Genomic DNA, 14,283 nt, shown 5'->3' on the forward strand with positions numbered 1-14,283 from the left:
CGATAAGACATATCATATGAATAGTATGAAGAATAGAAAATCGTTCAGCACGGCACGCACGTCACGGGTTGCCGTGGCGGTTTCCAGCGGCTCCACCGCGCTGCACGCCACCGTTGTCGAGCAGATCGGCTTGCGGATCGTGCAAGGCGACTTCCTCCCCGGCGAGGCCCTGCCCAATGCCGACGATTCCAGCGAGATGCTGGGGGTCAGCCGCACGGTGCTGCGCGAGGCGATCAAGGTGCTGGCCGGCAAGGGGCTGGTCGAATCGCGGCCAAAGACCGGCACGCGGGTGCGGCCTCGCGCCGACTGGAATTTCCTCGACCCCGACGTCCTGTCCTGGCGCTATGCCGGCGGTGTCAGCGCCGAGGATGTGCGGGCGTTGTTCGAATTGCGCCGCGCCATCGAGCCGATGTCGGCAGCCCTCGCCGCGCAGCGTGCAACGGAGGCGCAGATCGCCGAGATCCATGCGGCACTGGCCGAAATGGAAGCAGTCAGCGACGATGGCGACCGCTTCGCCAAGCCCGATTTGGTGTTCCACCAGACCATCCTGCGCATGACCGGCAACGAGTTGATCGGCTCGCTGGCGGCGCTGGTCGAGACCGCATTGGTAATGAGCTTTCGCCTTTCCAACGACAATCCGGAAGGCCAGCGCCATTCCTTGCCGCTGCACCGGGAAGTGGCCGAGAAGATTGCCGCCGGCGACGCCGCCGGCGCGCAAAAGGCGCTGCTGGTGCTCATCGACAATGCGGAGGACGACGTGCGCCGCAGCGTCGAGAACCGCAACAAACGCCGCAACGACCGGGGCCAGCAATCGTGACCGAAACCAAACGCAAACTGCGGTCCGAAGCCTGGTTCGGCGGTGAGGGCAAGAATGCCTTCATGCACCGCAGCTGGATGAAGAATCAGGGCATTCCCGCAGACGCTTTCGACGGCCGCCCGGTGATCGGCATCTGCAACACCTGGTCGGAACTGACCCCGTGCAATGCGCATTTGCGGGCGCTGGCAGACCACGTCAAACGTGGCGTCTACGAGGCCGGCGGCCTGCCGCTGGAATTCCCGGTCATGTCGCTGGGCGAAAGCAACATGCGCCCGACCGCCATGCTGTTTCGCAACCTCGCCAGCATGGATGTCGAGGAATCCATCCGTGGCAATCCGATCGATGGCGTCATCCTGCTGGTCGGCTGCGACAAGACCACGCCGGCGCTCTTGATGGGGGCTGCCTCGTGCAACCTGCCGACCATCGCCGTGTCAGGCGGACCCATGCTCAACGGCAAGTTCCGTGGACAGGATATCGGCTCCGGCACGCATGTCTGGAAATTCGCCGAGGAGGTCAAGGCCGGCCGCATGCCGGTCGCCGACTTCCTCGCCGCCGAGCAGGGCCAGAGCCGGTCGGCGGGCAGCTGTATGACGATGGGCACCGCTTCGACCATGGCAAGCATGGTGGAAGCGCTCGGCATCGGCATGCCGGACAACGCCGCGATCCCCGCCGTGGATTCGCGCCGTGGCGTGCTCGCCCAGCTGGCCGGACGCCAGATCGTCGATCTCGTCCGCCGCGACGTGACGATTTCGCAGATCCTCACCAGGCAGGCCTTCGAGAACGCCATCCGCGTCAATGGCGCGATCGGCGGCTCGACCAATGCGGTGCTGCATCTGATCGCCATCGCCAACCGGGTTGGTGTCGATCTCAGCCTCGATGACTGGGACCGCCTTGGCCGCGACGTTCCGACCATTGTCGACCTGATGCCGTCGGGCCGGTTCCTGATGGAAGATTTCTACTATGCCGGGGGGCTAGCTGCGGTCATGGCGTCGCTTGATGAAGTGGGGCTTCTTCATCGCGACGCCATGACCGTCAGCGCCAAGACCATCGGTGAACTGATCGACGGTGCGCCCAACTACAACCGTGAGGTCATCCGGCCCCTGAGCGAGCCGCTGACCAAGGAGGGAGGCATTTCGATCCTGCGCGGCAATCTGGCGCCCAACGGAGCGGTCATCAAGCCGTCCGCGGCAACGCCCGAGCTGATGCAGCATCGTGGCAAGGCCGTCGTCTTCGAGAATATCGAGCACTACTACGCCCGCATCGACGATCCGGAACTGGATATCGATGCCTCCTCGGTGATGGTGCTGAAGAACTGCGGGCCGCGCGGCTATCCCGGGATGGCCGAGGTCGGCAACATGCCGCTGCCGGCCAAGCTGCTTAGAGAAGGCGTCTCCGACATGGTGCGCATTTCGGACGCGCGCATGAGCGGCACGGCCTACGGTACGGTGGTGCTGCATGTGGCGCCCGAAGCCGCGGCAGGTGGCACGCTTGCCCTGGTGCGTGACGGTGATCTCATCGAGCTCGACGTTGCCGGCCGTCGTCTCGAGCTTTTGGTGTCGGATGAAGAACTGGCCATCCGCCGCCGTGACTGGAAGCCCCCGACGCCACCGCTGGGCGGCTACCAGAGCCTCTATGTCGAGCGCGTGCTGCAGGCCGACAAGGGCTGCGACTTCGACTTTCTCGTCGGCCGGCGCGATGCCGGCGTCCCCCGGCATTCCCACTAGAGAGGCGCGCGATGACGGATCAGATCGGCAGCTACGCGACCTATCCCAGCCTCAAGGGCCGCAGCGTGTTCATTACCGGCGGCGGAAGCGGCATCGGCGAAAGCCTGGTGCGCCATTTCTGTGCGCAAGGCAGCCGCGTCGCCTTCGCCGATCTGGCCGAGGAGCCTTCGCGGCGCCTGGTCGATGCGATCGTGACCGAGAGGCATGCCGCGCCGCTGTTCATTCCCTGCGACCTGCGCAATGTCGAGCAGTTGCAGGCGGCGACCGCGGAGGCGATGCAGCACAACGGCCCGATCCAGGTGCTTTGCAACAATGCCGGCAATGACGACCGCCACCAGACCAAGGACGTGACGGTGGCGTATTGGGACGACCGCATGGCGGTCAATCTGCGCCACCAGTTCTTCGCGGCCCAGGCAGTGCGCCCGCAGATGAGCGCGCAGGGCGGCGGCTCGATCATCAATTTCGGCTCCATCACCTGGATGGTCGGCGATCCCGATTGCCCCGCCTATGTGACCGCCAAGGCGGCGGTGTACGGCATGACGCGGGCGCTGGCCCGCGAACTCGGCCCCGAGCGCATCCGCGTCAACTGCATGGTGCCGGGCTGGGTGATGACCGAGCGCCAGATGAGCCTGTGGCTGAACCCGGCCGGCGAACGCCAGATCGACGAGAGGCAGTGCCTGCCCGACCGGCTGCAGCCTTCCGACATCGCGCGCATGGCGCTGTTCCTCGCCGCCGACGACAGCCGCATGTGCACGAGCCAGCAGTTCATCGTCGATGCTGGCTGGGTGTGACCGGTACAGCCTCAAAGGAAGAAGGGTATTTCATGCGTCTGGTACAGTACACAACGCCCGATGGCGGCAGGCGGGTCGGCCGGGTTTCCGATGACGGCAACCGCCTGCATCCGCTCGACAAAACCAGCACCGTGCTGGAACTCGCCGAAGCGGCGATTGCCCAGGGTGCATCGATCACGGCCCTGGTCGAGAAGCGGACGGGTGCGGCCACGGTCGACTATGGCGAACTGCTGCGCGATGGCCGCGTGCTCGCCCCCGTCGACCACCCGGAGCCGGCGCGGTTCCTGGTCACCGGCACCGGCCTGACCCATACCGGAAGTGCCGCCGCGCGCGACAAGATGCATGTGCTGACCCATGGCGAGGACGCCGAGGAATCGGATTCGCTGAAGATCTTCCGCATGGGCCTGGAAGGCGGCAAGCCCGGCGCCGGCAAGATCGGAATCCAGCCCGAATGGTTCTTCAAGGGTGTCGGCACCTGTGTCGTGCCGCCCGGCGCCGATCTGCCCATGCCGGCTTTCGCACGCGCCGGTGCCGAGGAGGCCGAGATCGTCGGGCTCTACCTCAATGGGCCTGATGGCCGCCCCTATCGCATCGGCTATGCGCTCGGCAATGAATATTCCGACCATGTGACGGAGGCCGAGAACTACCTCTATCTCGCCCATTCGAAACTCCGCTCCTGCTCGATCGGTCCGGAGCTCTTGATCGGCGACCTGCCCGAAGAAGTGCGCGGCCATTCCCGCATCCTGCGCGACGGCGCGGTCATCTGGGAACAGGAATTCCTGTCGGGCGAAGCGCACATGTCGCACTCGATCGCCAATCTCGAACATTTCCATTTCCGCTACCCCATGCACCGCAGGGCGGGCGACCTGCACGCCTATTTCTTCGGGGCGGCGGTGATGAGCTACGCCTCCGGTATCAAGACGGCTTCCGGCGACGAGTATGAAATCCAGGCACAGGCATTCGGCAAGCCGCTGCGCAACCGGATGGTGTCGGTGCCGGACGAGGGACTGGTCGCCGTCACCCAGCTGTGACGGCAAAAGCCCCGGAAATTACGGTCCACCAGAACGACAATGGGAGATTAAAAATGGGACTGAAGAAAGCATTTCTGAAATTAGCGACGATTGGGCTTGGCATCGGCCTGATGACATCGGCGGCGCTGGCCGCGAACCTTCGCGTGCTGGCCTGGGACGGCTATGCCGACCCGGACTGGGTGAAGGACTTCACCGCCGCCACCGGCATCGGCGTGGACGTCGTCTTCATCGGCAGCGATGACGAGATCTGGGCCAAGATCAAGGGCAGCGAAGGGCAGGACTTCGATGTCTTCGCCGTCAACACCGCCCAGCTGCAGCGCTACATCAAGGCCGATCTGGTATCGCCGATCGACATCGCGAAACTGCCGAACCAGAAGGACGTGCTGCCGCGCTTCCGCGACCTGTCGCAGGTCAGCGGCGACACCAAGGACGGCAAGGTCTACGGCATTCCGTTCTGCTTCGATTCCATCGGGCTGATCTACGACACCGACAAGGTCAAGCCGGCGCCGACCTCGATGTCGGTGCTGTGGGATCCGGCCTACAAGGGCAAGATCCTCGCCTATGACAATGGCGAGCACAATTTTTCGTTCACCGCACTGACGCTCGGCTACAAGGATCCGTTCAATCTCGACGAAAAACAGATGGCGGCGGTCAAGGCCAAGCTGGTCGAACTCAAGCGCAATGTGCTGAGCTTCTACACCACCGCCGACGAGGCCCAGCAGATCTACCAGAACAATGACGTCGCCCTGATCTGGGCCAATTACGGCCAGCAGCAGATCAAGGCGCTGCAGAAGATCGGCGCCCATGTCGCCTACGTCAACCCGAGCGAAGGCGCGCTTGCCTGGCTCGACAACTGGGTGATCTCCAAGGGCGTCCGCGACAATGCGGCGGCCGAGAAGTGGATCGACTTCATGCTGAGCAAGAAGATCGGCGGCGAGCTTTCCGAGCGTACCGGCTTCGGCAACACCGTGGTCGAGTCGAGCAGCGCCGGCGGCAACGACAAGCTGGTCTGGCTCAACAATGTCGAGGACCCGCTCAAGCGTTCGGACATGTGGAATGAGGTCAAGGCGACGCCCTGATCTTTTCCGCGCCTGACCTCGAAGGACCCGGCGGTCCGGACGTTCCGGACCGCCGAAGCGTATGCGAGAATATTCCATGAACCAGAACACCGACCTCTTGACGCTGCGGTCCGTCTCGAAATCCTACGGCACGGTTCCCGTGCTGCACGACATCGACCTGTCGATCCGGGACGGTGAGTTCCTCACCGTTCTTGGGCCGTCAGGTTCGGGCAAGACCACGGTCCTGCGGCTGATCGGCGGGCTGGAGCCGCTGACCGCGGGCGAAATCCGGCTGGACGGCCAGGAGATCAGCCGCATGCCGATCAACAAGCGGCCGTTCAACACCGTGTTCCAGGACTATGCGCTGTTCCCGCATATGACCGTTTCCGGCAATGTCGGCTACGGGCTTTCGGTGCGCCATATCAAGCGCAAGGAGATCGCGAGCCGTGTAGCGCAAGCCCTCGAACTGGTGCAGCTCGGACGTTTCGCCGACCGCTTTCCGGCGCAGCTTTCCGGCGGCCAGCGCCAGCGCGTCGCGCTCGCCCGGGCGCTGATCTGCCAGCCGCGCCTGATCCTGCTCGACGAGCCGTTGGCGGCACTCGATCTCGAACTGCGCCGGCAGATGCAGGAGTTCCTGAAATCCATCCAGCGCGAGATCAAGACCACCTTCCTGTTCGTCACCCACGACCAGGAAGAAGCGATCGGCATGGCCGATCGGATCTGCGTCATGCAGGCCGGCCATATCCGCCAGCTCGGCACGCCGCACGAGCTCTACTACAAGCCGAACTGCGAGTTCGTGGCGCGCTTCTTCGGCGAGAACAATCTGGTGGCCGGAAAGCTCGGTCCCGTGCAGGGCAAGCAGCGGCCGATCGAGACCGCGCTTGGCCGCCTGGTTTGCTCGATCAGCGGTCAGCCGCATCTCAAGGCCGCCGCCGACGGCGCCAGCGCCTTCGCGGCGTTCCGTCCCGAAGCCTTGCGTCTTGCTGATGCCAATGATGACGACAACCGCTTTTCCGGTATCATCGCCGATCTGGCCTTTGCCGGCTCGTCGACGGTCGCCACGATCATGGCGGGCGCGGACAACGCCGCGCAGCGCCTGCGGCTGCGCATGCCGAGTCGGATCGACGGCAGTATTTTGAAATCAGGCGAGACGGTCTCGCTTTGCTTTGCGCCGCATGAAGGCCATCTGGTGCTGGCATGAGCGGAGCCGGGTCGACACACGCGGCGGAACGGCGATTGTCGCAGTTGGTGACGGTGCTGGCCTTCGCCTTGCCGGTGGTCTTCGTCCTCGTGCCGCTGGCGATCTTCCTGGTCTACAGTTTCTTCAGCGTCGACCAGGGCACGATCGTCCATTCTCCGACGCTCGGCAACTATGTCAGGTTCTTCACCGATCCGATCTTTCTGCCGGTGTTCTGGAACACCATCGTGCTGTGCGTGTCGGTGGCGGTGATCTGCATCCTGCTCGCCTATCCCGCCGCCTATTTCCTGACGACGCTGAAAGGACGGTGGCGTTACGCCTTGCTGATGCTGCTCCTGGTGCCGCTGCTGATGAGCTACGTCATCAAGATCTATGCGATCCGCAGCATCCTCGGCCTCAACGGCTTCCTCAACAAGGCGCTGGTGGCGCTCGGCATCCTGGATCAGCCGTCAACGCTTTTTGTCTTCAACATGAACGCTATCCTTTTGACGCTGAGCCTGCTCTTGATCCCCTTCGCCATCCTGCCGATCTTCCTCTCGCTGGAGCGGATTCCGCAGACCTTGCTACGTGCCTCGGACGATCTGGGCGCCAGCAGCCTGCAGACGTTCCTGCGCATCACCTTGCCGCTCAGCCTGCCCGGCGTCGCCTCGGCGGCGAGTTTCGTCTTCGTGCTAGCGATCGGCGATTTCCTGACGCCGCAGATGGTCGGCGGAATCAGCGGCTTCACCTTCGGCCGCATCCTCTACAGCCAGTTTGGCACCGCCTATAACTGGCCGTTCGGCGCGGCGCTGTCGGTGGCGCTTGCGATCGTGGTGATCGCCGCCATCCTCATCGGCGAACGGTTCGGACGCAGCCGGGGGACGTCGGTATGAGTGCGCTGCCCCGGCCTTCCACCATCTTCCTGGCTGCGATCACGTCACTGGTCGCGGTTCTGCTCTACAGCCCGCTGTTCGTGCCGATCGTGTCGTCGTTCTTCGTCGTTTCACATGGCAATGTCGACTGGTCGTCGCCGACCCTTTCGACCTATGTGGCGCTGGCGGGTAACCACGACATCCTGGCCGCCCTGCGCACCACGATGATCGTCGGCGTCTGCACCGTAATCCTGTCGGTGGTCAGCGGGACGCTGCTGGCGCTCTACTACCACGGCCGCCGCTCAGGCCGTTCGGTTCTGCAATTCATCATCTTCCTGCCGTTCCTGATGCCGCCGATCATCAGCGGCCTGGCGCTGCTGATCTTCTTCCGCGAGATCGGCCTCGAACGGTCGCTGCTGACCGTCGTCATCGGCCACACGGTCTTCGTGCTGGCGATCGTCTATCGCACCGTGCTGATGCGGCTGCAGTCGATGAGCCGCACGCTGGTCGAGGCCTCCTACGATCTCGGCGCCAGCGGCTGGCAGACCTTCTGGCGCGTCATCCTGCCGAACCTGTCGAGCGCCATGGTCGGCGGCGCCATCCTGGCCTTCGCTCTGTCGTTCGACGAGACGATGATCACCATCCTGGTCACCGGCACGCAAAGCACGCTGCCGGTCAGGCTGTGGGCGATGATGCGGCTTGGCTTCTCGCCCGACATCAACGCGCTGGTGGCGCTGATCCTGATGTTCACTGTCCTGCTCTGCGTGCTCGCCGCCCGTTTTCTCATTCCCAGGCAGATGGCGACGGAACGGAATTGAGGTTTAAGCCAGGATGATCATCCGGCAGAAGCAGCCGGGCCGAGATCGAAGACTCGTCCTGGATTGAGGATGTTCTTCGGATCAAGTGCCGACTTCAGCCGCCGCATCGCAGTGATTTCGGCGTCGCTGCGCACCAGATGCAGCCACTGCTTCTTGTCGAGGCCGATGCCATGCTCGGCCGACACGCCGCCTCCGGCCGCCGCCACGCCGCGATAGATGATTCCATAGGCCGCCGCCGGATCCATCGTCAGGACCTGATAGTGCAGGTTGCCGTCGCCGAGATGGCCGAAGACATAGATGTCGGCGCCGGGATCGACGGCATGGATGGCGGCATCCGCTTCCTGCAGGAACGCTCCCATGCGCGCCAGCGGGATGCTGATGTCGACGCCGATCAGGCCCTTGATCGAAAACAGGACGCGGTTGGCGTCTTCGCGCACATCCCACAGCGTGCGGAATTCGCGCGGCGATTGCGAGACGACCACATCGTCAACGACGCCGTCCTCGACCGCCTGCATCAAGACTTCGGCGAAGCGCTCACTGTCGCGATCCGGCTCGCTGCCCTGGATTTCGGCCAGCACATAGACGGGTGAGCCAGCCGGCAGCGGCGCCGGCATGGCCATGCTGGCAACCATGACGTCGTAGAGCGGCGCGAAGTTGACCTCATAGGCGGACAAAAGCGGGCCGAGCTTTTGCCGCAGCAGCGCAAGCAAGGCGATCGCTGCATCGAGCGAAGGCAGCGCGCAGAAGGCGTTCACCTCGGAGGCAGGCTTCGGATGCAACCTGAGCGCGGCGCGGGTGACGACGCCAAGCGTCCCTTCCGCGCCGATGAAGAGCTGGCTTAGATCATAGCCGGAATTGTCCTTGGACAGGCCCTTCAGCGAGGACAGCACACTGCCATCGGCCAGCACCGCTTCCAGCCCCAGCACCTGCGCCCGGTACATGCCATAACGCAGCACGCGGATGCCGCCGGCATTGGTGGCGATGTTGCCGCCGACCGTGGCCGAACCGCGCGCGCCGATATCGACGCCGAACATCAGCCCGGCGTTGTCGGCCGCCTCCTGCACCGCCTGCAGCGTGGCGCCGGCTTCGGCGATAATGCTGGCGGCTTGGATGTCCGGGGCGGCAAGCCCGGTCATCCGCTCCAGCGACAGCACGATCTCGCCCGGCTGCACACGTGTGCCACCGGCCAGTCCGGTGCGCCCGCCCTGGATGACGACCGACTGACCGAGAGCGTTGCAGCCAGCGAGTGCTGCCGCCACACCAACGGTATCGCGCGGACGCAGCACCACTTCGGGCAGCGAGCCAAGCTTGCCGTCGGGATCGTCACGGTAGCGCTGGTCGACATCAGAGCCGGCGAGCACGCCGCCCGCGCCCAGCCGATCGCCAAGCGCGGACAGAAGTCGTTGTGTTTCAGGCGACATCGGGCTCAGGCGCCCGTGTGGCAAAACGCGTCATCCGCATACACCGACCGGACGGCCCGATGGGTACCCTTGTCCAACACGCTCGCATCCTTCAATTGCAGCCGGCCGATCCTATTCGTGATGGCGCGCCGTGCAAGCGATATTGGCCAGGCGATGCCGGCATCAATCGCGAAGAAACGCGGTTGATGCCGGAAGTACTGTCCAGCTCACCGAAGCTTGGCCTGCAGGGCGTTGACATCGTCGGTGGTCATTTCACCGTCGGTGGTCACCTTGCCGTCGACGATCTTCCACAGCCGGAACGGGCCGGTGATGTCGCCGAACTTGTCGAAGGCGACAGGGCCGATGACGCCTTCGTAACGGATCGGCTTGCCATCCTTGATCAGGCCGAGCGCCTTGGCGAACTCCTCCTTGCCGGCATAGATCGGCGTGCCGGCAGGGTCGACCGCCTTGTACATGGCATCCTTGATCTTGGCTGGATCCTCGGAGCCGGCAATGGCGATGGCCAGGCCGACGATGGCGCCGGCATCATAGGAACGGTCGGCCGCCGGGTTCGACGGTTCGATGCCGGAGAATGCCTTGTAGTTCTTTGTGAAATACTCGGTCGAGGCGGTCGGGCTGGTGCCGGAGGACGTGCCATAGGCATCCTTCAGATAATCAGCGCCGACGGAGTCGATGAAGTCAGGGCTGTTCATGCCGTCATTGAGCAGGAACTTCTGCACGCCGCCCTGGGAAATCCAGGTGCGGGCAACGGTGGCGCCATCGACCGGCGTGCTGACGAGATAGAGACCGTCCGGCTCGCCTCCCATCGCCGCGGTGACCTCGGACGCATAGCTCGATTGCTTCTCATTGTAGGGCGTGTCGGAGACGATGGTGCCGCCTAGCGCTTTGTAGGCACGCGAGAATTCTGCCACCATGTTGACGCCGAAGTCGTTGTTGACGTGGATGATCGCCAGCTTCTTGAAGCCCTTGTCGATGGCGTATTTGGCGGCGGCCACGCCCTGCAGCGCATCCGAGGTGATGGTGCGGAAGAAGATGCCGTTGGTCTTGCCGTCGCGACCGAGTGTCGTCAGCGTCGGCGAGGATGACGCCGGCGAGACCTGGACGATCTTGGCCGGAGCGGTGACCGAGGTCAGGATCGGAATCGACACCGAGGAAATGATACCGCCGATGATGACCGGCACCTTCTTGACCTGGACCAGCTGGGTCGCGGCGTCGACCGCGATGTTGCCCTGGCTCTGGCTGTCACGGGTATCGGTGACGAGATCGCAGCCGCGCACCCCGCCGGCATCGTTGATGTCGCGGAAGGCCATTTCGACCGACTTGGCGCCGGCCTGGCCATATTCGCCGGCCGGACCGGTCAGTTCCATGACGAGGCCGACGGTGATCTTGCAGTCGGCGGCCTGCGCAGCACCGGCAATCGTGACAAGAGCAAGCGCGGTGGTGAGTTGGAGTATCGTCTTTCTCATTGTTGTTCCCCTTGAGTTACACGAACTGATTTGACGTCTGGAAAGTCTCAGTGTTCCGGCACCTGCAGCCAGGTTTCATGCAGATGCCGCCATTGAACGCCATTGGGCGCCGATGAACTGGTGGTGAAAACGGCACTAGACTGGCGGCGGCTATGCCTGCCGCCACGCGACTGCGCCTCGACGTAGAGGACGACGATCGTATCGCCATCCTGCCATCCGGGCTTGATGTCCTCGATCGAGATGGCGAAGCCGTCGTCGCAAGTGGCGCGGCTGGAGTGCACATGGTCGATCACGGCATCGCGGTCGAGGATCTGGCCGCCTGGTGCGATCATGGTCAAGCCTTCGCCCATGACGGCTTCGAAGCGGCCGAAATCCACTTTGTCGGCCCGCGCGGCGACGAACCAGTCGACGAAAAAGCGGTGCAGGTCGATGATCTCGGCGCTGGCCTGCGAAAACAGCCTGTCGTCGTCCATGGTTTCACACCCGGCCCGCGTTCAGATTGTAATGCATGATCGAGCCGTGGCGGCCGTGGCGGTCACGCTCCAGCGTGTAGACGTCCCCCTCAAGGCCGGTGCCCCGCGCGATGGCGGCGGCAATCCGTGCCCGGTCATCGGCGTCGAGCACGACATCCATGATCTCCGCATTGGCCAGCGCGTGCGCCTGGTTGCGGGCGCCGACGATGACGGCGGCCACTTGCGGCTGCTCCAGCACCCAGGCGCTGGCTATCGTGGCGATGTCGACGCCGTGGCGGTCGCCGACGACCTTGAGTGCCTGGAGCAGTTGCTGGAACAGGTCCCAGCCGCCGAAATCATCGATGATCAGCTTGTATTTGACCAGCGAGCGGTTTTCGAGCGGCGTGACAGGTTCGGCCACGCCAAGCCATCTGTCGCTAAGGAAGCCGCCGGCTACAGATCCGTAGCACAGGAAACTGACACCGTTTTTCTCGGCAAGTGCCGCGAGGCTGTTCGCCGGACGCTGGTCGAGCACCGAATATTGCAGCTGCTGGCTGACCAGCGGAATGCCGGCGGCCAGGATTTCGGCGAGCCGTGGCGTGTCGAAATTTGTGGTGCCGAGATTGCGCACCTTGCCCTCGCGCCGAAGCTCCTCGAGCCAGCCCATCGTCTCGACGTAGCCGGCCATCGCATAATCCCACCAGTGGAACTGGACGAGATCGAGCCGCTCGGTCTTCAGCCGCCGCAGCGACTGGTCGACGATGCCCCTGATATAATCGCGGCTGATGTTGGCCAGCCGTTCCAGGTCGGGCACCAGCTTGGTGTGCACCTTCATTTTGGCCGCCGCATCGAGGCCGCGTTCATTGGCCAGCCGCAACCGCGCGGCGCCGATCAGTTCCTCGACGCCTGTGTAGATATCGGCGCAGTCATAGGTCCAAATCCCAGCATCGAAGGTGGCGATCAGGTCGGTCACCGCTTGGCTCCGATCAATGGCGCCATGGCCGCCGGCCAGTTGCCAGCCGCCTCGTATGACACGTGAGACGGTATAGCCGGGGCTGAGCTCGAAGGCCTTGGCGGTCATGTCCGGTCATTCTCCTTCGGCAGCGGTACGGCCGTGGTTTCGGCATGGCTGAACCGCCGCTTGGCCAGCCTGACGATCCGCAACCGGCTGGCGCAATTGGGATCGGGACAAGCGATCTCGGCGTCCGAGGTCATCCAGTCGTTCCGGTGGGTCGGGCGCTGTTTCGCCGCCAGCAGCGGCAGCACCGCGGCAAGCGAATAGATCGAAAAACCCTGCCCCGCCGGCATCGACAGCATCTCGCCCTTGAGCTCGAAATAATCGCCGGCCTTGGCGCCGCAGTAGATCGGTTTGCCCTCGGGGATGACCGCCTCGACGCGAAGATCGAAGAGCTCGAAACTGTCGTCGCGTTCAGCCATTCAACCCTCCACCAGGCTAAAGGTGATTTCGCAGGCGCCGTTACGCCGGATCACCCCACACGCGGCGGCGAATTGATCGCGCTCCTCGGCAAGCACCTGCGCCACCACGCTGCCGGCCAGCCAGCCGATCGGGAACAGAAGCCGAGCACCCTGCCAGTAGAACAGGCCGATGTCGAAGATGGCATTGGGATTGCCGCCCCACATGCGTGGCGGCACGTAGGACAGCACGATGTCGCCCGGCTGCGGCGTCAGCGTCGCGTTCTCCGCCGGCAAGGGCTTGGCATAGGTTTGGCCTTCAAGATCGGCGGCGGGAACCGGACAGGAAATCTCCGGTCCCGTCCACATCGCGTGGATGCCGGGGACGACGCGTGGCGTGGCCAGATACGCCGTGAGAAAGGCGGCGTTTTCCGGCGCTTTCCCGGGCAACAGGAGCGCGGTGACGGAAAGCTTCGAACGAGGCTCACTGATCCTGATGGAGGTCATGTCTGGGCTTTCGCGGCGGCGGATTGCAGCTTGTTCCGCAGGAAGGTGAAGGGCCGGCTGATGTCGGCGGCCAGCGCCTCGCGCGCCGCATGCGCGTCCTGCGTGGTCAGCGCCTCGACGATACGGCGGTGATACTGGGCGGTGTCGACCTCGCCGGCTTCCGAGAAGGCGTAGATGGCGACGCGGATGCATGGCCCCGATTGCAGCCACAAGCTCTCGATCATCGGAATCAGCACGGCCGAGCCGCAGGATCGGTAGATCTCGAAGTGAAAGCTCTGGTTGAGCGTCACTTCGCGGTCGACATCCTTCTTGTGTTTCAGCGCCCGCATCTCGTCCCATTCAGCCAGAATGGTTTCGATGGCGGCTATCTGGCGGGGCCCCATGCGCGCCGCGGCCAGCGCGATCGCCTCGCCCTCGATCAGGACGCGGGCACGCAGGAGATCGTCGAGACGTTCCAGCGTGATCGGCGGCACGCGCACTGAGCGGTTGGGCAGCGCCTCCAGCGCCTTCTCCGTGATCAGCCGGCCTAGCGCTTCGCGCACCGGCATCGTCGAGGTGACCAGCGCATCGGCCAGACCGCGGATCGTCAGCACCTGGCTTGGCTCGAACAGGCCGCCGATCAGCGCGCGCCGCAGTTCGGAATAGACGCGATCCTGCACCGTTTCGCGGCCGACCGGCGCGAGCTGGGCCGCGATCGCCTCGTTGTTCTTTCCGACAGCAGCCTTTTGCATGGAAT

The 14,283-nt window shown here is 64.1% G+C and carries 15 protein-coding genes; 8 read left to right on the forward strand and 7 right to left on the reverse strand.

Annotated elements, in window-relative coordinates; genetic code table 11:
* Positions 1 to 25: 25 nt before the first annotated feature.
* The 8 genes from EN845_RS13765 to EN845_RS13800 all read left to right on the forward strand — a co-directional run bounded on the left by EN845_RS13765 (position 26) and on the right by EN845_RS13800 (position 8,288).
* On the forward strand, positions 26 to 817 hold the full coding sequence (locus EN845_RS13765; protein ID WP_167531350.1) for a FadR/GntR family transcriptional regulator: 792 nt from the start codon (positions 26 to 28) through the stop codon (positions 815 to 817).
* A complete protein-coding gene (locus EN845_RS13770) occupies positions 814 to 2,541 on the forward strand; it encodes an IlvD/Edd family dehydratase (RefSeq protein WP_127870557.1) in 1,728 nt (575 codons plus the stop codon). Before EN845_RS13765 ends, EN845_RS13770 begins: the two co-directional genes overlap by 4 nt.
* Positions 2,542 to 2,552: 11 nt before the next feature.
* On the forward strand, positions 2,553 to 3,332 hold the full coding sequence (locus tag EN845_RS13775) for an SDR family oxidoreductase (RefSeq protein WP_127870556.1): 780 nt from the start codon (positions 2,553 to 2,555) through the stop codon (positions 3,330 to 3,332).
* Between the two features lie 32 nt (positions 3,333 to 3,364).
* Complete coding sequence (gene araD1 / locus EN845_RS13780; protein WP_127870555.1) at positions 3,365 to 4,363, forward strand: AraD1 family protein; 999 nt, start codon at positions 3,365 to 3,367, stop codon at positions 4,361 to 4,363.
* Between the two features lie 53 nt (positions 4,364 to 4,416).
* A complete protein-coding gene (locus EN845_RS13785) occupies positions 4,417 to 5,442 on the forward strand; it encodes an ABC transporter substrate-binding protein (RefSeq protein ID WP_127870554.1) in 1,026 nt (341 codons plus the stop codon).
* 76 nt (positions 5,443 to 5,518) lie between these two features.
* Complete coding sequence (locus tag EN845_RS13790) at positions 5,519 to 6,622, forward strand: ABC transporter ATP-binding protein (RefSeq protein WP_127870553.1); 1,104 nt, start codon at positions 5,519 to 5,521, stop codon at positions 6,620 to 6,622.
* 35 nt (positions 6,623 to 6,657) lie between these two features.
* On the forward strand, positions 6,658 to 7,491 hold the full coding sequence (locus EN845_RS13795) for an ABC transporter permease (RefSeq protein WP_245511737.1): 834 nt from the start codon (positions 6,658 to 6,660) through the stop codon (positions 7,489 to 7,491).
* Positions 7,488 to 8,288 carry an ABC transporter permease gene (locus tag EN845_RS13800; RefSeq protein ID WP_127870551.1) on the forward strand — a complete coding sequence of 267 codons (801 nt, stop codon included), beginning with the start codon at positions 7,488 to 7,490 and terminating at the stop codon, positions 8,286 to 8,288. The genes EN845_RS13795 and EN845_RS13800 overlap by 4 nt, the downstream gene beginning before the upstream one ends.
* Before the next feature lie 17 nt (positions 8,289 to 8,305).
* Here the strand turns inward: EN845_RS13800 and EN845_RS13805 are convergent, their stop codons facing one another.
* The 7 genes from EN845_RS13805 to EN845_RS13835 form a co-directional block, all read right to left on the reverse strand.
* Positions 8,306 to 9,709, reverse strand: a complete 1,404-nt coding sequence (locus EN845_RS13805) for an FAD-binding oxidoreductase (protein ID WP_127870550.1) — start codon at positions 9,707 to 9,709, stop codon at positions 8,306 to 8,308.
* A 206-nt stretch (positions 9,710 to 9,915) separates the two neighbouring features.
* Positions 9,916 to 11,175: an ABC transporter substrate-binding protein gene (locus EN845_RS13810; RefSeq protein WP_127870549.1), complete on the reverse strand. Its 1,260-nt coding sequence runs from the start codon at positions 11,173 to 11,175 to the stop codon at positions 9,916 to 9,918.
* 47 nt (positions 11,176 to 11,222) lie between these two features.
* Positions 11,223 to 11,648 carry a DUF4440 domain-containing protein gene (locus EN845_RS13815; protein WP_127280860.1) on the reverse strand — a complete coding sequence of 142 codons (426 nt, stop codon included), beginning with the start codon at positions 11,646 to 11,648 and terminating at the stop codon, positions 11,223 to 11,225.
* Between the two features lie 4 nt (positions 11,649 to 11,652).
* Positions 11,653 to 12,708, reverse strand: a complete 1,056-nt coding sequence (locus EN845_RS13820) for an aldo/keto reductase (protein ID WP_127280859.1) — start codon at positions 12,706 to 12,708, stop codon at positions 11,653 to 11,655.
* Positions 12,705 to 13,064, reverse strand: a complete 360-nt coding sequence (locus EN845_RS13825) for a TIGR04076 family protein (protein ID WP_127280858.1) — start codon at positions 13,062 to 13,064, stop codon at positions 12,705 to 12,707. Before EN845_RS13825 ends, EN845_RS13820 begins: the two co-directional genes overlap by 4 nt.
* Positions 13,065 to 13,547, reverse strand: a complete 483-nt coding sequence (locus EN845_RS13830) for a DUF3830 family protein (protein ID WP_127870548.1) — start codon at positions 13,545 to 13,547, stop codon at positions 13,065 to 13,067.
* Positions 13,544 to 14,278 carry a GntR family transcriptional regulator gene (locus tag EN845_RS13835; protein WP_127870547.1) on the reverse strand — a complete coding sequence of 245 codons (735 nt, stop codon included), beginning with the start codon at positions 14,276 to 14,278 and terminating at the stop codon, positions 13,544 to 13,546. The genes EN845_RS13830 and EN845_RS13835 overlap by 4 nt, the downstream gene beginning before the upstream one ends.
* Positions 14,279 to 14,283: the final 5 nt, after the last annotated feature.

The sequence above is a fragment of the Mesorhizobium sp. M8A.F.Ca.ET.202.01.1.1 genome (genome assembly GCF_004791595.1).
In the GTDB taxonomy this organism is placed as follows: Bacteria; Pseudomonadota; Alphaproteobacteria; order Rhizobiales; family Rhizobiaceae; genus Mesorhizobium.

Excerpts from the sequence above, each read along its gene's own strand:
- EN845_RS13765 (WP_167531350.1), top strand. The coding sequence starts at position 26 with ATGAAGAATAGAAAATCGTTCAGCACGGCACGCACGTCACGGGTTGCC.
- EN845_RS13775 (WP_127870556.1), top strand. The coding sequence starts at position 2,553 with ATGACGGATCAGATCGGCAGCTACGCGACCTATCCCAGCCTCAAGGGC.
- EN845_RS13825 (WP_127280858.1), bottom strand. The coding sequence starts at position 13,064 with ATGGCTGAACGCGACGACAGTTTCGAGCTCTTCGATCTTCGCGTCGAG.
- EN845_RS13835 (WP_127870547.1), bottom strand. The coding sequence starts at position 14,278 with ATGCAAAAGGCTGCTGTCGGAAAGAACAACGAGGCGATCGCGGCCCAG.
- EN845_RS13785 (WP_127870554.1), top strand. The coding sequence starts at position 4,417 with ATGGGACTGAAGAAAGCATTTCTGAAATTAGCGACGATTGGGCTTGGC.
- EN845_RS13810 (WP_127870549.1), bottom strand. The coding sequence starts at position 11,175 with ATGAGAAAGACGATACTCCAACTCACCACCGCGCTTGCTCTTGTCACG.
- EN845_RS13790 (WP_127870553.1), top strand. The coding sequence starts at position 5,519 with ATGAACCAGAACACCGACCTCTTGACGCTGCGGTCCGTCTCGAAATCC.
- EN845_RS13805 (WP_127870550.1), bottom strand. The coding sequence starts at position 9,709 with ATGTCGCCTGAAACACAACGACTTCTGTCCGCGCTTGGCGATCGGCTG.
- EN845_RS13820 (WP_127280859.1), bottom strand. The coding sequence starts at position 12,708 with ATGACCGCCAAGGCCTTCGAGCTCAGCCCCGGCTATACCGTCTCACGT.
- EN845_RS13830 (WP_127870548.1), bottom strand. The coding sequence starts at position 13,547 with ATGACCTCCATCAGGATCAGTGAGCCTCGTTCGAAGCTTTCCGTCACC.
- EN845_RS13815 (WP_127280860.1), bottom strand. The coding sequence starts at position 11,648 with ATGGACGACGACAGGCTGTTTTCGCAGGCCAGCGCCGAGATCATCGAC.
- araD1 (WP_127870555.1), top strand. The coding sequence starts at position 3,365 with ATGCGTCTGGTACAGTACACAACGCCCGATGGCGGCAGGCGGGTCGGC.
- EN845_RS13800 (WP_127870551.1), top strand. The coding sequence starts at position 7,488 with ATGAGTGCGCTGCCCCGGCCTTCCACCATCTTCCTGGCTGCGATCACG.